Source organism: Mesorhizobium sp. M0898 (assembly GCF_040319695.1).
Classification (GTDB): Bacteria; Pseudomonadota; Alphaproteobacteria; order Rhizobiales; family Rhizobiaceae; genus Mesorhizobium.
Genome location: NZ_JAMYOE010000003.1, coordinates 208,402 through 228,909, shown reverse-complemented (window position 1 = coordinate 228,909; position 20,508 = coordinate 208,402). Strand labels below are relative to the sequence as shown.

The 20,508-nt window shown below is 63.9% G+C and carries 21 protein-coding genes and 1 tRNA gene; 11 read left to right on the top strand and 11 right to left on the bottom strand.

From position 1 onward, the window contains the following. Nucleotides 1-57 precede the first annotated feature (57 nt). From NKH90_RS06345 to NKH90_RS06315, 7 genes are all read right to left on the bottom strand, one after another. Complete coding sequence (locus tag NKH90_RS06345; RefSeq protein WP_352818139.1) at nucleotides 58-1,296, bottom strand: hypothetical protein; 1,239 nt, start codon at nucleotides 1,294-1,296, stop codon at nucleotides 58-60. After that, nucleotides 1,280-2,236, bottom strand: coding sequence for a heme-dependent oxidative N-demethylase family protein (locus tag NKH90_RS06340; protein WP_352539353.1), 957 nt, complete (start codon nucleotides 2,234-2,236; stop codon nucleotides 1,280-1,282). The genes NKH90_RS06345 and NKH90_RS06340 overlap by 17 nt, the downstream gene beginning before the upstream one ends. Then, nucleotides 2,233-2,520 (bottom strand): YciI family protein, encoded by a 288-nt coding sequence (locus NKH90_RS06335; RefSeq protein WP_352469536.1) that lies wholly within the window; start codon nucleotides 2,518-2,520, stop codon nucleotides 2,233-2,235. Before NKH90_RS06335 ends, NKH90_RS06340 begins: the two co-directional genes overlap by 4 nt. A gap of 17 nt (nucleotides 2,521-2,537) precedes the next feature. Beyond that, a complete protein-coding gene (locus NKH90_RS06330) occupies nucleotides 2,538-3,200 on the bottom strand; it encodes an aminotransferase class IV family protein (RefSeq protein ID WP_352539352.1) in 663 nt (220 codons plus the stop codon). Next, nucleotides 3,149-4,300, bottom strand: coding sequence for an aminodeoxychorismate synthase component I (locus NKH90_RS06325; RefSeq protein WP_352539351.1), 1,152 nt, complete (start codon nucleotides 4,298-4,300; stop codon nucleotides 3,149-3,151). The genes NKH90_RS06330 and NKH90_RS06325 overlap by 52 nt, the downstream gene beginning before the upstream one ends. A 156-nt stretch (nucleotides 4,301-4,456) precedes the next feature. Next, entirely contained in the window at nucleotides 4,457-5,245 is a 789-nt protein-coding gene (locus tag NKH90_RS06320; RefSeq protein WP_352818135.1) for a helix-hairpin-helix domain-containing protein, read from the bottom strand. 390 nt (nucleotides 5,246-5,635) lie between these two features. Then, entirely contained in the window at nucleotides 5,636-7,471 is a 1,836-nt protein-coding gene (locus NKH90_RS06315; RefSeq protein ID WP_352818132.1) for a M3 family oligoendopeptidase, read from the bottom strand. A gap of 152 nt (nucleotides 7,472-7,623) precedes the next feature. On the opposite strand from NKH90_RS06315, the gene NKH90_RS06310 reads away from it, so the two are divergent. From NKH90_RS06310 to NKH90_RS06300, 3 genes are all read left to right on the top strand, one after another. Further along, entirely contained in the window at nucleotides 7,624-9,201 is a 1,578-nt protein-coding gene (locus NKH90_RS06310) for a sigma-54-dependent transcriptional regulator (protein WP_352818129.1), read from the top strand. Nucleotides 9,202-9,560: 359 nt separating this feature from the next. Further along, a complete protein-coding gene (gene mepK / locus NKH90_RS06305; RefSeq protein ID WP_352818125.1) occupies nucleotides 9,561-11,417 on the top strand; it encodes a peptidoglycan L,D-endopeptidase MepK in 1,857 nt (618 codons plus the stop codon). Nucleotides 11,418-11,522: 105 nt separating this feature from the next. After that, a tRNA-Gln gene (locus tag NKH90_RS06300) sits at nucleotides 11,523-11,596 on the top strand. 51 nt (nucleotides 11,597-11,647) lie between these two features. Here NKH90_RS06300 and NKH90_RS06295 read toward each other — a convergent pair. Beyond that, nucleotides 11,648-12,286, bottom strand: a complete 639-nt coding sequence (locus tag NKH90_RS06295) for a 2-dehydro-3-deoxy-phosphogluconate aldolase (RefSeq protein WP_352818122.1) — start codon at nucleotides 12,284-12,286, stop codon at nucleotides 11,648-11,650. Here NKH90_RS06295 and NKH90_RS06290 point away from each other — a divergent pair. Together NKH90_RS06290 and trhO are read left to right on the top strand one after the other, a co-directional pair. Next, nucleotides 12,276-12,437: a hypothetical protein gene (locus NKH90_RS06290; protein ID WP_352588071.1), complete on the top strand. Its 162-nt coding sequence runs from the start codon at nucleotides 12,276-12,278 to the stop codon at nucleotides 12,435-12,437. The two genes, NKH90_RS06295 and NKH90_RS06290, sit on opposite strands and share 11 nt — an antisense overlap. Nucleotides 12,438-12,455: 18 nt before the next feature. Then, entirely contained in the window at nucleotides 12,456-13,376 is a 921-nt protein-coding gene (trhO, locus tag NKH90_RS06285; RefSeq protein WP_352818119.1) for an oxygen-dependent tRNA uridine(34) hydroxylase TrhO, read from the top strand. Nucleotides 13,377-13,393: 17 nt separating this feature from the next. On the opposite strand, the gene NKH90_RS06280 is transcribed toward trhO, so the two are convergent. Beyond that, nucleotides 13,394-13,759: a YybH family protein gene (locus NKH90_RS06280; protein WP_352818116.1), complete on the bottom strand. Its 366-nt coding sequence runs from the start codon at nucleotides 13,757-13,759 to the stop codon at nucleotides 13,394-13,396. Between the two features lie 277 nt (nucleotides 13,760-14,036). Here NKH90_RS06280 and NKH90_RS06275 point away from each other — a divergent pair, with 277 nt between their 5' ends. Together NKH90_RS06275 and NKH90_RS06270 are read left to right on the top strand one after the other, a co-directional pair. Beyond that, complete coding sequence (locus NKH90_RS06275) at nucleotides 14,037-14,783, top strand: tellurite resistance TerB family protein (protein WP_352488764.1); 747 nt, start codon at nucleotides 14,037-14,039, stop codon at nucleotides 14,781-14,783. 221 nt (nucleotides 14,784-15,004) lie between these two features. Beyond that, nucleotides 15,005-15,760, top strand: coding sequence for an SDR family oxidoreductase (locus NKH90_RS06270; RefSeq protein WP_352818114.1), 756 nt, complete (start codon nucleotides 15,005-15,007; stop codon nucleotides 15,758-15,760). Nucleotides 15,761-15,783: 23 nt separating this feature from the next. Here the strand turns inward: NKH90_RS06270 and NKH90_RS06265 are convergent, their stop codons facing one another. Beyond that, a complete protein-coding gene (locus NKH90_RS06265) occupies nucleotides 15,784-16,164 on the bottom strand; it encodes a YciI family protein (protein WP_254816974.1) in 381 nt (126 codons plus the stop codon). A gap of 22 nt (nucleotides 16,165-16,186) precedes the next feature. Continuing rightward, nucleotides 16,187-17,371, bottom strand: a complete 1,185-nt coding sequence (locus NKH90_RS06260; protein WP_352568120.1) for a pyridoxal phosphate-dependent aminotransferase — start codon at nucleotides 17,369-17,371, stop codon at nucleotides 16,187-16,189. A gap of 83 nt (nucleotides 17,372-17,454) precedes the next feature. Between NKH90_RS06260 and NKH90_RS06255 the strand changes: the two genes are divergently transcribed. The 4 genes from NKH90_RS06255 to denD all read left to right on the top strand — a co-directional run bounded on the left by NKH90_RS06255 (nucleotide 17,455) and on the right by denD (nucleotide 20,485). Beyond that, nucleotides 17,455-18,177 (top strand): GNAT family N-acetyltransferase, encoded by a 723-nt coding sequence (locus NKH90_RS06255; RefSeq protein WP_352818111.1) that lies wholly within the window; start codon nucleotides 17,455-17,457, stop codon nucleotides 18,175-18,177. 76 nt (nucleotides 18,178-18,253) lie between these two features. Then, on the top strand, nucleotides 18,254-19,237 hold the full coding sequence (locus NKH90_RS06250; protein ID WP_352818108.1) for a cation diffusion facilitator family transporter: 984 nt from the start codon (nucleotides 18,254-18,256) through the stop codon (nucleotides 19,235-19,237). A 62-nt stretch (nucleotides 19,238-19,299) separates the two neighbouring features. Beyond that, entirely contained in the window at nucleotides 19,300-19,506 is a 207-nt protein-coding gene (locus tag NKH90_RS06245) for a hypothetical protein (RefSeq protein ID WP_352448198.1), read from the top strand. Nucleotide 19,507: 1 nt separating this feature from the next. Continuing rightward, nucleotides 19,508-20,485 (top strand): D-erythronate dehydrogenase, encoded by a 978-nt coding sequence (gene denD, locus NKH90_RS06240; RefSeq protein ID WP_352818105.1) that lies wholly within the window; start codon nucleotides 19,508-19,510, stop codon nucleotides 20,483-20,485. Nucleotides 20,486-20,508 lie beyond the last annotated feature (23 nt).

The following is a 20,508-nucleotide window of genomic DNA, read 5'->3' as shown; positions in this document are numbered from 1 at the left end:
ATCATTGTCACAATAAAGCGAAAAGCGGACGGCCGGCCTCACGCCGCGCCATCCCGGCTACGGCTCGACCAGTCTTGCGAATGCAGGCTTGAAGAGGTCACGTGCCTCGGAGACCGGCAGTTCCAGCAGATCGTCGGCGCAGGCCTGGATGGCATGCGGCAGGGTCTGGAGCCCGAAAACCAGAACCTGCTTGTCGCCCTCACGCCAGAGGCTGACCGCTAGATATTCGCCGATGAGATCGTCAATGCCGCATTCGGCTTCGTGATCGATATCGGTCTGATCGATCGGTTTCTTGCGCCGCTGCTTGACGAAGGAGGCCAGGGAAGGACCGGGCTTGCCATCCACCGTATCCGAGAAAATGTCCTGAAGGCCAAGCAGGACGCCGCGCCGCACATCCATGATGTAGGCGTCCGAATAGTTGGTCGGATGCGCTCCGCCGCAGAAGATGCTGCCGGACTCCCGCCAGCTCATCAGCCGCGGAGTCAGCGACGTCACTTCGAATGTGCTGTCCTCATAGCCGCCGAGCGTGCCGCCGTTCATACCGTCAATTGGCCCGCCGTCGTTGAAACCGGCATATTGCGCCGCCACGCAGCCCAGTGCGCCGATGTTTGCGCGCCAGTGCCTCTCTTGCAGCAGAGCATTCGCGGCCTCGATCGGAACGTCGCCGGACAGTTCGACAATGCGCGGCGTGGCAAACCTGGTGCGGGGGTCGACGACATAGCGGTAGGTTGCGTCCGGCCAACCAGTCGTCTTGCCGTTATCGAGCTGAGTGTCCATCCGCAGATAGTCATAAGGGGACGTTTCCATAGTGAGCGGCGTGTCATTGGCGAAGAACTTCATGAAGCTGAAATCGTAGAGATCGAGCGGGGTGCCGGGCTCGTTCCCGGTCACTTGCCGACTTGCGACCCGTTCCAATCTGAGCGGCAGCGCCTTCTTTCCGTTCCAGCTGCCTTCAAGGGTCTTGCCGTTACTGGATGAGGCCAGGCGCCACACAGCGGCAATCGGCGCGGCCTTTCCGTCATCGCAATTGTCGGCGCCGCATGCCTCCTCCTCGGCCAGTTCGAACTTGCTGCCCCTTTGAGACCGGGCCTGCAGCGGGATGTCAACGCCCTTCGAGCGGTAGAAATAGCGGCCGGCCAGCGGGCCGCCGGGCGCCGCGGGGTCGCCGGTGAATTCGACGACGATATCGGCCTTTCCAAGCTTGCCGGCATAAGTCACCGGCTCCGCCTCGGCTGCTGTCGACAGCACCAGGATCGCGGCCATGAACGTGACCGGCCTGCTAAGATGCTGGATCATTGTTCCCCCCAGCGATCATTTTCAGTGTTTCCACCAGCCGGTCACGGTCGGCGGTCATCCCCTTGTAGTCGAGTTGTGCCTCGTCCAGCGCCAGAAGTTGTTCGGCCAAGGACGCCGCGAGCGCCGCGCGGTCGGGGTGGCGTTCCAGCACGGCGAGCGGGTCGAGATGGATGCGGATGGTGAAGAGTACGTCGCCCGAAACGGGGAGCTTTCTCAGCGTCTGCCGCTCGACGCGGATAAAGGCATGGGCGTCGATGTCGCCATCCGGGAATCTCGACGGGCGATTGCTGGCGCGGTCGACGCGTTCGAGGTTGGAGAGCGGGTGGTAGAGTGCGTCGCCCGCCTGGATCGACCAGTTGTAGCGCTCGACGGCTTGGCCCTGGAGGCCGTCGAACATGCGGTTGATGAGATCGGCCGGGCGTGTGCCCGGGCCGAAACCCGGTACCGGCGCGTGGATCTGCTGCAGCGGCTTGCCGAATTTTTCGATCAGCGACCATGACGACGGGAAGCAGAGCGAGCCGGCCGCCAGACGCCAGCCGCTCTCGTCGCGACGCATCAGGATCAAATCCTCCTGGACGAGCAACGAGGCCGCGACAAGCGGCGCATCGCTGAAAGAAGCTGAGGTGCCTGAGCCCTCGAGATTGTCGATGCCGCCGATCACCTCGATCGCATTGTCGGTACGCCTGTGGGTCTCAGGAAAGTTCGCCGCCAGATGCGCACCGAGCAGATCGAGCACTTCGCGCTGAGCGTCGCGCGTTGTTTGCTCCTCGACAAAAACCTTGCCGGGAATTTCCGCATAAAGCCGGCGTTTCTCGGCAAGATAGGGCAGCAGATATTCGTCGACCTCGATCCAGCTATCGAGATTGAGCGGCTTCAGCCCGATGGTGAACAGTTTCGACGAGCCGTCATAGGGTGTGTGGGTCGGCGGGCGGAAGCTCATGCCTCTTTGTAGGCTTCCAGTGCGGCGGCGGCCATTCTCGCCGTGAATTCGGTGATTTCGTAATCGGCGGCACCTGCCTTGGCGAAGGGATCGTCCGCCAGTCTGGCTTCGAGCACTTCGCGTGGACCACGCGCGATGATGATGCCGCCGGTCCTTGGCCGCTTTGGCCCGGAGGCGACAAAGATACCTTGCGCATAGCAGGCCTTCAGCCACTCGACATGCGCTTGCTGCAGGCGGTCGATCTCGGTCAGCGGCACCTTGTAGTTCAGCGAAACCACGAACATTGTTGTCTCCAGATGCTTCAGCCCAGCCGCGCCGGGATCAATCCGCGCAGCGAGTTGCCGACGAACAGCGCCTTGGCCGATTTCAGTTCGTTCCACGTGTAGACCGCTTCACCGGCGCGGCCTTGATCCAGCAGTTCGCCGCGCAGGACGCCAGGCAGCAGGCCGCAATCGAGCCGCGGCGTGGCCAGCACGCCGTCGCCGAAATCGGCAAAGACATTAGTGATCGTGCCCTCGCAGATTTCGCCGCGCTCATTGGCGAGCAGCACCTCGTCGGCGCGCCCGGCGAGATATTCGGCGCGCGCGCGCGTATAGGTTTGTCGGCGGCTGGTCTTGTGGCGCAGCAGCATATCGCTCGAATCAAGCCGCACGCGCGCCAGCTGCAGGGTCCAGACCTTGTCTGCGGCGAGCGGCTCGTAGGGCTGCACCGACACCGCCATTTCGCCCTTGCGCGACAGGACGAGGCGGGTGCGCAACGCGATCTGTTGGTGGCCGACCGCATTCATCAGCGCTTCGCCGACCCTTGTCGGATCGCAGGCGAAACCGAGTTCGCTTGCCGAGCCGTAAAGCCGCGCGAGATGGCGGTCGAAACGGAGGAAACCCGATCCGGGTTCCCAGCGCATTGTTTCGATCAGTTCGAAATCGGCAGTGTTCCTGTCGCGAAACGGGCTTTCAGCAGACACTCCTGGTACTCCTCTTCGGCTGTCGAATCGAAGACGACGCCACCGCCGACATTGTAGACCGCCTCGCCATTGGCAAAGAGCGAGATGGTGCGGATCGCCACGGAAAAACGCATCCGGCCGCCGGGCGCGATCCAGCCTATGGCGCCGCAATAGACATCGCGCGGGCCACTTTCCAGCTCGCGCAGGATCTCCATGGCGCGGATCTTCGGTGCGCCGGTAATCGAGCCGCAGGGGAACAGCGCGGCGAAAATCTGATGGATGGCGAGGCCGGGCAAGAGTTTCGCCCGCACGCGGCTCACCATCTGGTGGACGGTCGGGTAGCTCTCGATGCGGAAAAGCTCCGGCACATCGAGCGTGCCAACCTCGCTGATCAGTGAGATGTCGTTGCGCAGGAGATCGACGATCATCCGGTTCTCGGCCTGGTTCTTCTCGTCGTTGCGCAAGAACGCTTTCAGGCGATCGTCCTCGGCTTTTGTTGCGCCGCGCGGCGCGGTGCCCTTCATCGGATGCGTCTCGATCATGCCTTCCGCGTCCACCTCGAAGAACAGTTCGGGCGAACGCGACAAGACGATCGGATCGCCGAGCGCGACCAGCGCCCCATACTTCACCGGCTGGCGTTCGGTCAGCGCGTTGAAGGCGACCAGCGGGTCGCCCGACCACTGCGCATGGACCGGAAAGGTCAGATTGCCCTGGTAGCAGTCGCCCTTGCGGATGTGGTCATGCAGCCTGGCAAAGCGTTTGGCGTAGTCGTCCGAAGACCAGGCTGCCTTGGCGTCGAAGATTGGGCCGTTGCTGGCCGGCGGATCGCCTGGCGCGACCGTCTGCTCGACCGGCGCATCGAACACGCCGAGGCAAAAAAGCGGGGCGCGGCGGCCGGCCGGCAGCAGCGGAACGAGCTTGGGTTCGAGCAGGTAACCGGCCTCGTAGGAGAAATAACCGGCCAGCCATTTGCCGCCGTCATGTGCAGCCTGCGCGGCTTCCAGCGCCGGTAAAAAATCCGCCTCGCCATGCGCTGCGATTATCTCGGCCGGCCGGTCGAAAACGAGCTGCCGCGCGGTCTCGTCGTTCCTGAAAATTGCAAAGGGCAGGGGCAGGGACATAAGGCTCGGATGCTGCGGTCACCAGCGATCGATCTATATGGGGGCTCGACCGTGCGCAATCGAGGGAACGGCGTCCCAAGACGCAAAGGCGCGGCGGCAAAAACAAAAGCGGCGCCAGAGGGCGCCGCCTTGTTCCAGATGCCGCCTTGCGATGGATCAGGTGTTGCTGGCTTCTCCCGCGGTCGGGAAGCGGCGCGCAAATTCCTTTTCGTCGCCGGCGGCAAGCAGTTTCGCCTGCTCGATCCAGCGTTCACGTTCGATGCGGCCGTCGAAATTCAACGTCGCCTCGATCCGCTTGACATCGTCGGGCGTCCAGGCGGCGATCTGGGCATAGGTCGTGACCCCAAGCCCTTTGAGCAGCCGCTCGTTGGTCGGGCCGATGCCGATCAGGCGACGCAGATCGTTGGCGTTGCCTGGGGCAGTGGCTGTTGCCTTGCCGGTCGCGGCTTTCTTTGCAGATGGCGCAGCCTTGCTTGCCGCCGGCGCGGTCGTCGGCGCGGCGCTCGCTTTCGATGCAGGCGGTTTCGGCGTTGCCGTTTTCGCGGCATTTGCGCGTGGCGCGGTTGCGGCCTTCGCCGTTGCAGATTTCTTCGGCGCCGGTTTGGCCGGTGCGGATGTCGAAATCAGCGTTGACGGCGCCTGCATCGCCGCCTTGGTCGCACCGGCCTTGGCGGCTGGCGCCTTAGCTGTTGCCGCCTTCGCGGTTGGCGCCTGGGTGGTTTTCGCCTCGCCCAGCCGGCGTTCGAGATCGGCGCGGGCGCGGCCGCATGCATCCAACTCACCGGTCAGACGGTCGCTATCGGCCCGCAATCTGTCGCGTTCGCTGCGCGTGCGGTCTAGATCGCCGCGCAAACTGTCGAGTTCGCCACGCAGGCGTCCCCAAATGAACCAGCCAACCAACACACCTACCAGGAACGCCAGGAGCATGTAGAAAAAAGTGCCCATTGTCTTTCTCTCTCCAGTCCGATCCGTCCGCCCTGGCCTGTAGAGCCATGACCTCGGCGAAGGACCATTCGATGGTGGTTCCGCAATTTGCAGAACAGCCGGCTTCGATCGAGCTGTCGGCGACCGGTTTGCCCCTGGCCAACAACCGTTGTCGCATCCGCCGACACGCCATGGCCGGTCGGGATTTTCCGACCGGATCCATTCGTGCCCGGCTGAGCTTGAGGGCGGACGCTATCATACAGCTTACGGGAATCTAACGGAAAACTTCCATGGAAAGTTATTTAAGAACAAATAACCAAGACAAGAATAGACCATCGCCAATATGCGTTGCTGCTAAACTGTTCTGGAAAACCCGGTCATCCGGTGTTGCGCATCGCCCAGTGTTGCGCATCACTTGTCCAGTGTTTCCAGCTCGTCGATCAGTCCGCTGATCACGCCAAGCCCGATCTGCCAGAAGGCAGGGTCGGCCGCGTCGAGGCCGAACGGCGCTAGAAGCTCGGAATGATGCTTGGTGCCGCCGGCGCGCAGCATGGCAAAATATTTCTCCTGAAAGCCGCGCTCGGCGTTCTGGTAGACCGCGTAGAGCGAGTTCACCAGGCAATCGCCGAATGCGTAGGCATAGACGTAGAAAGGCGAGTGGATGAAGTGCGGGATATAGGTCCAGAAAACCTCGTACCCTTCGCGCAGCTTGATCGCCGGCCCGAGGCTTTCCGCCTGCACTTCCAACCAGAACTGGCCGAGCTTGTCGGAGGTCAGTTCGCCGCTCCTGCGCTCGGCATGCACCTTACGCTCGAACTCGTAGAAGGCGATCTGGCGCACGACCGTGTTGATCATGTCCTCGACCTTCTGGGCGAGCATGGCCTTGCGTTCGCGCTTGTCGGTGGTCTGCTCGAGCAGCGAGCGGAAGGTCAGCATTTCGCCAAACACCGATGCGGTTTCGGCCAGCGTCAGCGGCGTGGATGCCATCAGGGCGCCCTGGTCGCCGGCCAGCACCTGGTGCACGCCGTGGCCGAGTTCGTGCGCCAGCGTCATCACATCGCGCGGCTTGCCCATGTAGTTGAGCAGCACATAGGGATGCGCCGAAGGCACGGTCGGATGGGCGAAGGCGCCAGGCGACTTGCCGGGTCTCACCGGTGCATCGATCCAGTTGCGGTCGAAGAAAGTTCTGGCGATCTCCGCCATGTCGGGCGAAAAGCGCTGGTAGGCGGAAAGCACGGTGTTCTTGGCCTCGTCCCAGCCGATGACCGCCTGTGGGGTCTCGGGCAATGGCGCATTGCGGTCCCAGTGGTTCATCACCTCCATGCCGAGCCAGCGCGCCTTCATCGCGTAATAGCGATGCGACAGGCGTGGATAGGCGTCGCGAACCGCGGCGGCGAGCGCATCCACCACGCTGCGTTCGACGCGATTGGCGAGATGGCGGGAATCGGCACTGTCCTCGAAGCCGCGCCAGCGGTCGGAGATCTCCTTGTCCTTGGCCAGCGTGTTGGTGACCAGCGTAAAGACGCGCAAATTCTTGCGGAAGGTCGTGGCCAGCGCCTCGGACGCCCGGCGGCGCACCTCGCTGTCTGCGTCCTGGAGGCGATTGAGCGCCGGCTCCAGCGTCAGCTCCTCGCCGTCGACGTCGAAGCGCAAATCGGTCATCGTCTCGTCGAACAGGCGGTTCCAGGCCCCGCGCCCGGTGATCGATTTTTCATGGAAGAGCTGCTCTATGCGGTCTTCGAGCTGATAGGGCTTATCCTTGCGCAGATCGAGCACCCAGGGCCGGTAATGGGCGAAGGCCGGATCGGCGGCGAGTGCGATTTCGATCGCACCATCGTCGATGAGATTCAGCTCGAGCGCGAAAAACAGCAGGTGCGCGCTGGCATCGGTCATCTTTTCCTGGATGTCGCCATAGAGCTTGGCGCGCTGCGGATCCGACGTGTTGCCGGCATAGACAAGCCCGGCATAGGAGACGATGCGGCCGATCAGCTCCTCCAGCACTTCATAGACCTGAAGCGCCTCGCCAAGCCTGCCGGCGCCGCCACGCCCGGCCTCGGCGGCGAGCGTGCCTTTCCAACGGCTCTCGAAGGCGATGGCATCGGCGGCGGCCTTGGCGATGTCGCGCTTCAACTCGGGCGCCTCCATGCCCGAATAGAGATCGGCTAGATTCCATTCCGGCAGGTCGCCAAGCTCCGCCACGCCCTGACCGGGCGCCGCCGCCAGCTTTCGAGCAAAAACCATGCGCATTGCCGATCCTTCCAGACACAAAAATTCGAGGAAACGAGAAGCCGGTCAAATCCTAAGGAATTCATTCACCGGGTTTTTTGAAAGCTTATTTAGAACCCTGTGCCAAGATGATCCATAGGGCGCATTCTCGGGCGGGCACGGTCGGATCAGTCATGGCAGCTTCCATACTCATAGTCGATGACGATCCCGTGCAGCGCAGGCTGCTCGAGGCGGCGGTGACGAAATTCGGCCACACCGCGATCGTCGCCGATGGCGGCGAGGCCGGTCTCGATCTCGTCGACGGACCCAATGCGCGCGACGTGTCGGTGATCATCCTCGACCTGATGATGCCGGGCCTCGATGGCATCGGCGTGCTGAAGGCGATGCGCGAGCGCGGCATCCACATTCCCGTCATCGTGCAGACCGCGCAGGGCGGCATCGAAACCGTCGTTTCGGCAATGCGTCACGGCGCCTTCGATTTCGTCGTCAAGCCGGCCTCTCCCGACAGGCTGCAGGCGTCGATCGGCAACGCCCTCAAGGTCGAAGCGCTCGAAGGCGAAGTGAAGCGCTCGTCACGGCAGCGCGGCGGCCATCTGACGTTCAAGGACATGATCACCCACAGTCCGGCGATGGATCGGGTGATCCGGCTCGGCCGCAAGGCGGCGGCGTCCAACATTCCGATCCTGATCGAAGGTGAATCCGGCGTCGGCAAGGAACTGGTGGCGCGCGCCGTCCAGGGCAGCGGCGACCGCCGCTCGAAACCCTTCGTCACCGTCAATTGCGGCGCCATCCCAGACAATCTGGTCGAATCGATCCTGTTCGGGCACGAGAAGGGCTCGTTCACCGGCGCCACCGAAAAACATACCGGCAAGTTCGTCGAAGCGCACACCGGCACGCTGTTCCTTGACGAAATCGGCGACCTGCCGCTCGACGTGCAGGTCAAGCTGTTGCGCGCCGTACAGGACGGCGAGGTCGATCCGGTTGGCGGGCGCTCGGCCGTCAGGGTCGACATCAGGCTGATCTCGGCAACCCATCGCAACCTGCTGCAGCAGGTCAAGGACGGCAAGTTCCGCGAGGACCTGTTCTACCGGCTGAACGTCTATCCGATCTTCGTGCCGCCATTGCGCGACCGTCGCGACGACATCCCCTATCTGGTCGAGCACTTCATGGAGAAGGTGGCGCCCGCCGATCCGCGCCACCGCCTGCGAGGCATCTCGGCTGCGGCGCTTGCCATGCTGCAGGCCTATGACTGGCCGGGCAACATAAGGCAGCTCGAAAACGCCGTCTTCCGGGCCTCGGTGCTCGCCGACGGCGACATGCTGACCGAAGAAGAATTCCCGCAGATCCGGGCGCAAGTCGAGGGCACGGTCAATCTCGATTCGGGTATCGCCTTGCCAGCTCCAGGGTGGCCAGCTTCAGGGGGGCCAACTCCAGGGTGGCCAGCTTCCGGAGTGGGTTCGGGCAGCCAGCCGCGCGACAACATATCGGCCGCTGGCGGCATCGCAGCCGCCGACGCCGATGCACCAGCCAAGCCTCGTTTCGGCACGCTGCGGGCGCTCGACGAGCGCGGCAATGTGCGTGCGCTGGCCGACGTCGAACTCGAAATGATCAAGCTCGCCATCGATCACTATAACGGCCAGATGAGCGAAGTCGCCCGCCGCCTCGGCATCGGCCGGTCGACGCTCTACCGCAAGCTCAAGGAATACGGCATCGACCCGGAAACCGGCCGCGTCGAACGGCTCGCTTCCTGAGTCACAGGGCCAAGCCGGTTCTCATCCGGACATCATTCCACGCAACTGCGCCTCGAAATGATGTGTTCGCCACAGTGTTCACGTATTAAGGCGGACGGTAACAGATCGTGTTTCGAGCTGGCGCCAAAACATGATCTAAACCAGCGGTTTACCAAGATATCCTGCGCAATATTTTTGGCGGGATATCGCCACCGTGTTACCGCATTTCGGCTTCAATAAGCGATGATTAACCATTAGGATCGATATTCGGATGCACACACCACGCATCCGTTTGGTCAAATCCGGGGACAAAACGGCAGCCTGCAAGGCCTTTTGATTTGAACAGAATCGAACGACACGAAAACGGGCGGCATTATCACATGAGCGTCTGGCCGAGATGGCTGGCAGCGGTGATTGTTGCCGTCGGGTTCCTTGCAGCGGCGGCAACCGGCGCCAGCGCCGAGACACGTTCGCTGAAGCTCTATCATCTCCACACGCATGAAAAGGCGGAGATTGTCTACAAGCGCAACGGCCGCTACGACCAGGCGGGCTTGCGAAAGATCAACATCATCCTGCGCGACTGGCGTCGCAACGAGCCGACTAAGATGGATCCGCGCCTGCTGGACCTGGTCTGGGAGGCCTATCGGGAGAGCGGCGCCACCGACTACATACAGGTCGTCTGCGGCTATCGTTCGCCGGCCACGAATTCGATGCTGCGCAGCCGCAGCAGGGGCGTCGCCGAAAAAAGCCAGCACATGCTCGGCAGGGCGATGGATTTCTATATTCCCGGCGTGCCGCTGAAGAAGCTGCGCGACGTCGGCCTCAGGATGCAGGGCGGCGGCGTCGGCTACTACCCCAGCTCCGGCTCGCCCTTCGTGCATATGGATGTCGGCAATGTGCGCCACTGGCCCGGCATCAGCCGCCAGGAACTGGCGCGCGTGTTCCCCAACGGCAAGACGCTGCATGTGCCGAGCGACGGCAAGCCGCTGCCTGGTTATCAACAGGCGCTCGCCTCCTACAAGGCCCGCAAGGGCGCCGGCGCACCGGCCATCGAACTGGCCAGCGCAAGCGGCGGCGGCAAAAAATCCCGCGGGTTCCTGGCAGCCTTGTTCGGCGGTGGCGACGACGAGGCGGACGACAGCGCCGACGTGGCGATGGCCGAGCCGGCGCCAAAGCCCCGTAACGTGAAGCCGGCGCCGTCCGCCAAGAGCAGCAACCTGCCTGGCATTGCCATCGTCGCGCCTCAGGATGCCAAGCGCGCCGAGATTCCGGAAGTCGCCGATGCTCCGGCGCCTGCGCCTGAACCGGAGGATGACACGCCGGAGACGATCATCGCGGCATTGCCGGCGCGCAGCATTCCGCTGCCGGATTTTGCTCCGCGCCCGAAGACGGACGTCGGCGCCCAGCCGCCTGAGAACGTTCCGTTCGGCGTGGCGGATGCGGCTGGATCGACTGAACAGGCGGTGGCGACCGCGCAAGCGCCGGCAAGCGTGGCGCCGGCAAATGTTCCGTTCGGCATAGCAGACCCGTCTGCTGCGGCCGGCCCGGTGCAGGTCGCGGCAAACAACGTTCCCGTGCCGAGCTGGCGGCCCGATCATTCGCTGCCGGCCGATCTTTCGCCTGCTAGTCTTGCGCCGCAGGACAAGCAAGTGTTGCTGGCGCTGGCGAGTGCGGCCGAGCGGAGCAACACCGCCACCGACGCATTCTCGGTGTTGCCGTCGGCGCGGCCCGACAGTTCCCAGCCCGACGAGGTCAAGGCCGTTCTGGAAAGGGTCAGCGCGACCGACGAATACAAGGTCGCGTCGCTTTCCGAGCAAGCATCGGTGTTCGAGGAACCGGCGGCGAGCGACGACGGGGCATCGAGCGACGGGGCATCGCCGCGCGAGGCCATCGTTGCCCGCCCGGCAGGTTCCGATCCGGCGGCCGTCATCGGAGCGGGCGTGAAGACCACACGCAAGGAACCCAGGGCCACCGCCCGCGACCTGAAGCCCGGCCCCAAGCCGGTGGTGGTCGCCGCCGCGCCGCAGGCCGCCCGGTGGGCGCTGCACAGCGGTGAGTATGTCGCAACCGTTTCAGATGCGACAACGGCGCCGCGCTACGCCTACGACTTCGTCCGTACGGCACCGAGCGAGGTCTATACGATAGGCTTCCAGCCGGGCAACGAGATGGCCGACGCAAACCGGTTTACCGGCAAAGCCGTCAAGTTCATGTCGGTTGCCCGCTTCAAGACCGAGTAGGCCGCGCTGGGCAAATATCGTAAAGGCTGCGCTGGCACCCCGCGCGGCATCCACCGCCGGCACTGGCTTCCTTCATCCAGGGATGCTAACCACTGGTCGGCATTCTCCCGCTTCGTCTAATGGTAGGACAGCGCCCTTTGAAGGCGTGAATCGTGGTTCGAGCCCATGAGCGGGAACCAGCCGGCGAACCGGATCGGCCAGATCGGCGGCGGCTTTTGATGCAGAAGACGTTATCGCCCGAGCTTGCTCGCAGCGCGTGCCAAGGCTTCGATCTCGTCCCATTTGCCGGCCTTGACCAGCTCGTCCGGCGCCACCCAGGAACCGCCGACGCAGATGACGTTGGGCAGGCTGAGGTAGTCGGCGGCGTTCTTGCCGGTGATACCGCCGGTCGGGCAGAATTTCACGTCGGCAAGCGGCGAGGCGAAAGCCTTAAGCGAGGCGATGCCGCCCGACTGTTCGGCCGGGAAGAATTTCAGAAAGCGCAGGCCGGCTTCGCGGGCGGCCATGACCTCTCCCGGCGTAATGGCGCCGGGCAGCAACGGCACATCGCTGTCCTTGGCTGCCGCGAGAAGCTCGCGGGTGATGCCGGGGCTGACGATGAACTTCGAACCGGCGGCCGCCGCCTCGCCGAACTGCCGGGCGTCCAGTATGGTGCCGGCGCCGACGACGGCGTCTTCAACCTCGCCCGCCACCCGGCGGATCGCCTCCAGCGCGTCGGCGGTGCGCAGCGTGATCTCGATCGCCGCCAGGCCACCGCTGGCCAGCGCCCGGGCCAGCGGCACCGCGTCGGCGGGATTGGCGATCTTCAGCACCGGTATGACCGGCTGGCCGTTGAGGAGCGACAGGAGCTTTTCGGTCGTGCTGGGCATTCGTCGTCTCTCCTCTGTTGATCAAGTCGACCGGTTAGCAGAAGGCGGTTTTTCTGTCCACGAAACGCGGCGTGTCGCGATGTCACGCGTGGTGTTCGAAACCTTCCGCGATCAGACCGCTCCCGGCTCTGCCTTGATCCGGCTGTCGTGAGCGTTTAGTGGCTTGGTGATGACACTGTCCAGCCAAGCCTTCCGCGTTGCCGCGCTTTACCGCTTCGCCCGGCTCGACACCTTCGAGGCGCTGCGCGCGCCGCTCGCCGCCTTCTGCTGTGCGCGCGGCATCAAAGGCACGCTGCTGTTGGCGCGTGAGGGCATCAACGGCACGGTCGCCGGCAGTGAAACGGCAATCGCCGCGCTCATCGATCATCTCGAATCCATCGACGGTCTCGCCGGCCTCGAGATCAAATACAGCAGCGCCGCAACGATGCCGTTCCACCGCATGAAGGTGCGGTTGAAGCGCGAGATCGTCACCATGGGCGTGGACAATATCGATCCGGCGGCAGGTGCAGGCACCTATGTTGCGCCGGCCGACTGGAATGCACTGATCTCGGATACGGGTACCATCGTCATCGACACGCGCAACGCCTACGAGGTGTCGCTCGGCACCTTCAAGGGCGCTGTCGATCCCGCCACCAGCAGCTTCCGCGAATTCCCGGCCTGGGTCGAGCAGCATCGGCACGAGCTCGACGGGCGCAAGGTCGCCATGTTCTGCACCGGCGGCATACGCTGCGAGAAGGCGACGGCCTATGTGAAGTCGCTCGGTTTGAAGGATGTGTTCCACCTCAAGGGCGGCATTCTGAAATATCTCGAGGACGTGCCCGCCGAACAGAGCCTGTGGCAAGGCGAATGCTTCGTCTTCGACGAGCGCGTTTCGGTATCGCACGGGCTGGTCGAAGGCGAGGCCGAACTCTGCCGCGCCTGTCGGCATCCGCTAGCCGCAGAAGATCGGCTGTCGCCGAGATATGCCACCGGCGTTTCATGCCCGCATTGCTTCGATGCCCGCTCGGACGAAGATCGCGCCCGCTACGCCGAGCGCCAGCACCAGGTCGAGCTGGCGCAAGCACGCGGCGACCGCCACATCGGAAGTTAGCTTCACGTTAAGCAACTTCACGTCAAGCAACAGCAAAACGATCGATGACCCACAGCCGTGTCCCGTCGCTCTGCCGGCGCTGCGACCTCGGTGGTGATGGTGCCGTCGGGAAGCCGGGTCGAGGTGAGCGCCAGGTCGCCATTGATGATAGCCGGGCGCTGATCTCCGGACTGAAATTTTCGGCCGGTCGCGGTGATCTCCGCGAACAGCCCCCGGATGGCTTCGCGGCCGAACGTCAGCTGTCCGCCACCGATGTCGATGACTGCATGCGGCTCAAAAAGCGCGGCCATGGCGTCAATGTCTCCGACCCATTGCCGTGAAATCAACAGGCGCTCCAGTTCCTGGGGGTCGCGTGCCGGCTGGCGGTCTGTCTCATCGGTCATGCCAGGCTCCTCTCAAGCGACATGCCGAGACATTACTCGAAGTCGAAGCTGGTTTCGACACGTCCGATGTCCACAGCGCCGCGCGTTTTTTGACGCGGATGGAGGCTGCAGCACTATAATTTCCGCGTGAAATCCCAGCAGATGTCGGTGCAACGTCATGCGTGGCAGCGGGCAAAAGGATGCACCGCGTCATTGTAATGTCAAACTGCGGGACCTAGGTCTTCGACGTGCAAACCCTGCCCGCGCGCCTTTGGCCGGGCCAATTCTGGAGGCATTGATGTTCGATCCCAAGAAGCTCCTCGACGATCTGCTCGGCTCGCAAGTTCCCGGCACCGGATCAACCGTCCGCGACAAGGCCGGGCAGGCGGTGCAGATGGCCAAGGACAATCCGCTTGCCGCCGGTGCGCTGGCTGCGGTGCTGCTCGGAACCGGCCCCGGCCGCCAGGTCACCGGTGCGGCGGTGAAGCTTGGTGGGTTGGCTGCGATCGGTGGCCTCGCCTACAAGGCCTACCAGAACTACAAGAACGGCAACGCGCCGGCCGAGACGCAAGCTGCAGGCGAACCGGAATTGCTGCCGCCGCCGGCCGATACCGCCTTCCATCCGTCGCAAGCGCCGCAGGGCGAAGACGAATTCACGCTGACGCTGGTCAGGGCGATGATCTCGGCGGCGAAGGCCGACGGTCACGTCGATGACGAAGAGCGGCAGAAGATCGCCGGCAAGCTCAGCCTCGCCGGCGTCGGCGCCGAAGCGGAGAAATTCCTGATGTCGGAACTGGAGGCGCCGCTCGATCTGGATGTGCTGATCGCCGGGGCCAAGACCGATGCGCAAAAGCTGGAACTCTACACCGCCTCGCGTCTTGCCATCGATCCGGACACGCGGGCCGAACGCGGCTATCTCGACCTGCTTGCCGGCCGTCTCGGCTTGCCGGATGCGCTGGTCGACCATGTCGAGGCGACGGTGACGGCGGCGAAGGTGCCGGCAGCGGGCAGCACGGCCAAGCCGGTCGCAGGCTCGCGCTGGTAGCTCGAAGAGGAAGCCTCGGAGCTCGGCGCCGTTGGCGTTAGCTTCTCGTTAATCCGGTGAGCGCATGATTTCAGTCAGTCGGATCGGTTTTCCTCCTCCCATGCCCGGTTCGGATCAGGGGCGGTCGCCAACGGCCGCCCTTTTTGTGAGCACAGGCTTTGGGCCGGCTTGCCATGGTTCCCGTCATTTGCGATGCCTCATCCCTTTCAGGGAGTACAGCCATGACCGACTATAAAACCGCCATCGTCACCGGCGCCGGCACGGGCATCGGCAAAAGCGTCGCCACAGTGCTGCTCAAGGCCGGCTGGAATACGGTCTTCTGCGGTCGCCGCAAGCCGGTGCTGGAGGATGCGATCGCCGCGGCCGGGCGGACGCAGGCCAAGGCATTGGCCTTCGCCTGCGACATCAGCAAGGCCGATCAGGTCGACGATCTGTTCGAGACGGTGGCGGCGGCTTTCGGGCGCGTCGACCTGCTCTTCAACAATGCCGGCACGAGCTACAAATCGACGTTGATCGACGACATCCCGGTCGAAGTGTGGAACGACATCGTCGGGGTCAATCTCACCGGCTCGTTCCTGTGTGCTCGCGCCGCGTTCGGCGCCATGCGCAGGCAGCAGCCGATGGGCGGCCGCATCATCAACAACGGCTCGGTATCGGCCTATGCGCCACGGCCAGGCTCGGTGCCCTATACGGCGACCAAGCACGCCATCACCGGGCTGACCAGGACGCTGGCGCTGGACGGCAGGCCCTTCGACATTGCTTGCGGCCAGATCGACATCGGCAACGCGCTGACCGACATGGCGCAGGCGATGACGGTCGGCGTGCCGCAAGCCAACGGCACCATTGCCGCCGAAGCGGTGATGGATGTCGAGCGCGTCGCCGATGCGGTCCTCCATATGGCCAGCCTGCCGCTCGACGCCAACGTGCTGTTCATGACCGTGATGGCGACGAAGATGCCGTTTGTCGGGCGAGGCTAAATTAATCTCAACCCGGTCCTAAATCAGGGCCGGGTGACCGGAAGCGGCACGCCGGGTAAATATAGCGAAATCGGGCGGATTTCGTAGACGGCGGTCGGATTGACGCGGCGAAGGTCGCGCGCAATGTCGATGGCGGCGTCACGGTTGGCGCAGTCGACGACATAGAGCCCCAGCAATTGTTCCTTGGTCTCGGCGAAGGGGCCGTCGATAACCATTCCGGTGCCTGGCCCGCGCAAGGTGCAGGCGTCTTGTGTCGCGCCGAGCCGGGCCGCCGGCCCAAGGGTGCCTTGCCGGTAGAGCCGATCGTTGATCTGGAGAAGATCGGTCATCAGCGCCGCATCCTGCTCAGGCGTCAGTGCCGTAATCGCTTCTTCCTCGTGATAGGCAAGAATGGCATAGAACATCTGGCTTCTCCTTTCGTCGTCCTCACTTCGCCAGGAACGCCTCGATCCGCTCCAGCGCGCGCAGGATGTTCTCTTCGGAATTGGCGTAGGACAGCCTGACATAGCCTTCGCCGAGAATGCCGAAATCGGGGCCGCCGATCAGCGCCACGCCGGCATCCTCGAGCAGCGCCGAGGCGAGCTTCTTGGCCTTCCAGCCGGTCTTGGAAACATTGGGGAAGGCATAGAAGGCGCCTTTCGGCGTAATGCAGGAAACGCCGGGCAAGGCATTCAACCCTTCGACCACGACCTTCCTGCGGCGGTCGAAGGCGCGCATCATCTTGTCGACATCGTCCTGCGGGCCGTCGATGGCGGCAATGCCGGCATACTGGCTCGGCGCGTTGACGCAGGACCAGCAATTGACCGCCAGCTTGCGCACCTTGTCATAGAGATGCGCGCCCTTGTCGCCGTTCGGCCAGATCGACCAGCCCATGCGCCAGCCGGTCATCGCCCAGGTCTTCGACCAGCCGTTGAGCACGATCAGCCGATCACGGATTTCGGGGAAGGCGAGCAGCGAACAGTGCGTCTCGCCGTCATAGGTCATCACGTCGTAGATCTCGTCGGAGAGGATGGCGACGTCCGGGTGCGCTTCCAGCCCCTTGACCAGCTTCTCGATCTCGGCGCGCGGCGTGACGCCGCCGGTCGGGTTGGCGGGCGAGTTGAGGATCAGCAGCCTGGTCTTCGGCGTGATCAGCGCCAGTGTCTCCGCGGCCGAAAAGGCAAAGCCGTTCTCCTCGCGCATCGGCACCGGGATGGGGGCAGCACCGGTGAACTCGATCATCGAGCGGTAGATCGGAAAGCCGGGATCAGGATAGAGGATTTCGGCGCCCGGCTCGCCGAACATCAGGATCGCCGCGAACATGGTCGGCTTGCCGCCGGGCAGGATCATCACCGCTTCCGGCGAGACTTCGACGCCGGTGGTGGCCAGCGTGCGGCGTACCACCGCTTCGCGCGTCGCCAGCAGGCCGTTGGCCGGCGTATAGCCGTGATGGCCGTCGCGCAGCGCCTTGATCGCTGCCTCGACGATGTGCTGCGGCGTCTTGAAGTCGGGCTGGCCGATGCCGAGATTGACAATGTCGCGGCCCTGATGGGCAAGTGCCGTGGCACGCGCCAGCACTGCGAACGCATTTTCCTCGCCGAGGCGGTCGAAGGCCGAAATCGTGTGGAGCATTTTTCCTGTCCGTGTGGTTCTTTCAGCGAGCGTGCGTTTTTGTGAGCGTCCGCCCGCAAAAGTCAAACGGATTGGAGTTTTCTGTGTCGGAAAATCTCAAGAATTGGCAACCGCGCCCGCGGCCCGAACGCAAGGTGCTGGAGGGGCGAACTGTCAGGCTGGAGCCGCTCAACGCCGAAAAGCACGGCGACGGCCTGTTTGAGGCCTCGTCGGTGGCCGATGCCGGCGGCCGCTTCGCCTGGCTGCCAGACTACCCGCCGGAGAGCCGTGCCGCCTTCCAGCCGTGGCTGGACAAGGCAGAAGCCAGCGAAGACCCGCTGTTCTTCACGGTCATCGACAAGGCCAGCGGCAAGGTTGCCGGGCGCCAGACGCTGATGCGCATCGACGCCGCCTACGGCGTCATCGAGATCGGCAACATCTATTGGGGCCCGTTGATCTCGCGAAAGCCGGCGGCGACGGAAGCGCAGTTCCTGTTCATGAAGTATGTCTTCGACGAGCTTGGCTACCGCCGCTACGAATGGAAATGCAACAATCGCAACGAGCCGTCGAAGCGCGCGGCGGAACGTTTCGGCTTCAAGTTCGAGGGCATTTTCCGTCAGCATCTTGTGGTCAAGGGCGAAAACCGCGATACCGCGTGGTATTCGATCATCGACAGGGAATGGCCAGATCTGCGCAGAGCCTATGAAGCGTGGCTCGATCCGGCCAATTTCGACAGCGATGGCCAGCAGAAGCGGCGGCTCGAGGATTTCGCGCCGGGTTCGGCGCCTGACCATGCTCCCGAAAAGTGGTATCCGGTTTTCGGATAGGATTATGGTCAAACGAGAAGACAGAGCCTCCATCCCGAGTCTGCCGGGATAGATCAGGCTCTAGCAGGGGCTATAGATGGCGCATACCCACGACCACGCTGCGCAGGGCCACGACCACAGCCATGGCGCAGGTCATGTGCACGGCTCGACCGACAAGAAGCGCGTGCTGATCGCTGCCTGCCTGACCGCCGGCTTCATGGTCGCGGAGACGCTGGGCGCCATCTTCACCGGTTCACTGGCGCTGCTGGCGGATGCCGGCCACATGCTTGCCGATTGCGTCGCGCTCGGCCTTGCCTGGTATGCCTTTCACCTTGCGAGCCGGCCGGCGACCGTGCGCCTCACCTACGGCTTCGGCCGGGTCAAGACGCTGGTCGCCTACACCAACGGCATCGCCATCTTCGCCATCGCGCTGTGGATCGTCTACGAGGCTTGGGGCCGCTTGCAAGCGCCGGCTCCGGTGCTCGGCGGGCCGATGCTGGTCGTCGCGATCGCCGGCCTGCTGGTCAATCTCGGCTCGTTCTACGTGCTGCACGGCGGCGACCGCGGCAGCCTGAACATGCGCGGCGCCATCCTGCATGTGCTCGGCGACCTGCTCGGCTCGGCCGCGGCGATCGTGGCGGCGCTGGTGATCCTGGCGACGGGCTGGACGCCCATCGATCCGATCCTGTCGGTGCTTGTCGCGCTGCTGATCCTGTCCACGGCCTGGTCGCTGATGCGCGAAGCCGCCCACGTCCTGCTCGAAGGCGTGCCGGCAAGCCTCGACCGCGACCTGATCGCCAGGGACATCGAAGGCTCGATCAAGGGCGTGCGCGAGGTGCATCACATGCATGTCTGGTCGCTCGACGGCTCCAGCAACATGGCGACGTTGCATGCCTGCCTCAATGACGGCGTCGACGCGCATATGGCGGTAAGCGCGATCAAGAAGCGGCTTGCGGCGGAACATGGCATAGCCCATGCCACGGTCGAACCGGAATTCGGCCGATGTGCCGACAGCCATGAGCATGATGACGAGCACGATCACGCGCATGATGCGGCACCGCACCGCGGCCATTATCACTGACTTCGGGAGTTCTGGGCATTGGCAACGATCGACATGAACTCTCGCCACCCTGGCGCCGCGTAATGGACCGCGACACCCGCAATGCGGCGATCGGCGCCGCCTGGGTTTTGCTGCTGTTCGGCATCGCAGCCTATTATCTTCCAACAGTGATGCTGGCGGTCGGCAAGGTCTCGACGGTGCTTGCCGGTGTCGTCGCGGCGATCTTCATGGTGGCAATCTTCGTCGTGTTCTGGCTGCGTAGCCGCAGCCAGCGCAAAAAGGGAAAGTGACATGCGCATTCTGATTACCGGCGCGGCAGGCATGGTCGGCCGCAAACTCATCGCCAGGTTGGCCAAGGACGGGACGCTCGGCGGCCGCAAGATCGCCGCGCTCGACCTTCACGATATCGTGCCGCCGCAAGCGCCGGTGCTCGAAGGTGTCAGCATTACCCTCCACACCGGCGACCTTGTCGCACCGGGAGCGACCGCAAATCTGGTCGCGCCGCGCCCCGACGTGATCTTCCATCTCGCCGGCGTGGTGTCGGGTGAGGCGGAGGCTAATTTCGATCTCGGCTATCGCGTCAATCTCGACGGCACAAGGGCGCTGTTCGATGCCATCCGCTTGGCCGCCTATACGCCACGCGTCGTCTTCACCTCGTCGATCGCCGTGTTCGGCGCACCGTTTCCCGACATCATTCCGGACGAGTTCCACCCGACGCCGCTGACCTCCTACGGCACGCAGAAGCTGATCGGCGAGGCGCTGCTTGCCGACTATACGCGCCGCGGTTTCTTCGACGGCATCGGCATCAGGCTGCCGACCATCTGCGTCAGGCCGGGAAAGCCGAACAAGGCGGCCTCAGGGTTCTTCTCCGGTATCATCCGCGAGCCGCTGAGCGGCCATGAAGCGATCCTGCCGGTGCCGCGCTCAGTCGTCCACACACACGCCAGCCCGCGTTCGGCGGTGAATTTCCTGATCCATGCGGCTCAGATCGACGGCAGTGCCGTCGGCCCGCGCCGCAACCTGACGATGCCGGGCGTCGCCGTCACCGTCGGCGAACAGATCGAAGCGCTGGAACGTGTCGCCGGCGCCAAGGCGGTGAAACTGATCCGCGAGGAGCCCGACGAGACGATCTGGGCGATCGTCAAGGGCTGGCCGACGCGCTTCGAGGCGCGGCGCTCGAGGGAGCTTGGCTTTGCCGCCGAAACGAGCTTCGACGAGATCATCCGCGTCCATATCGAGGACGAGTTGGGAGGCAATATCCCTAGTTAAAGCGCCCCGATCGGACGCAACGA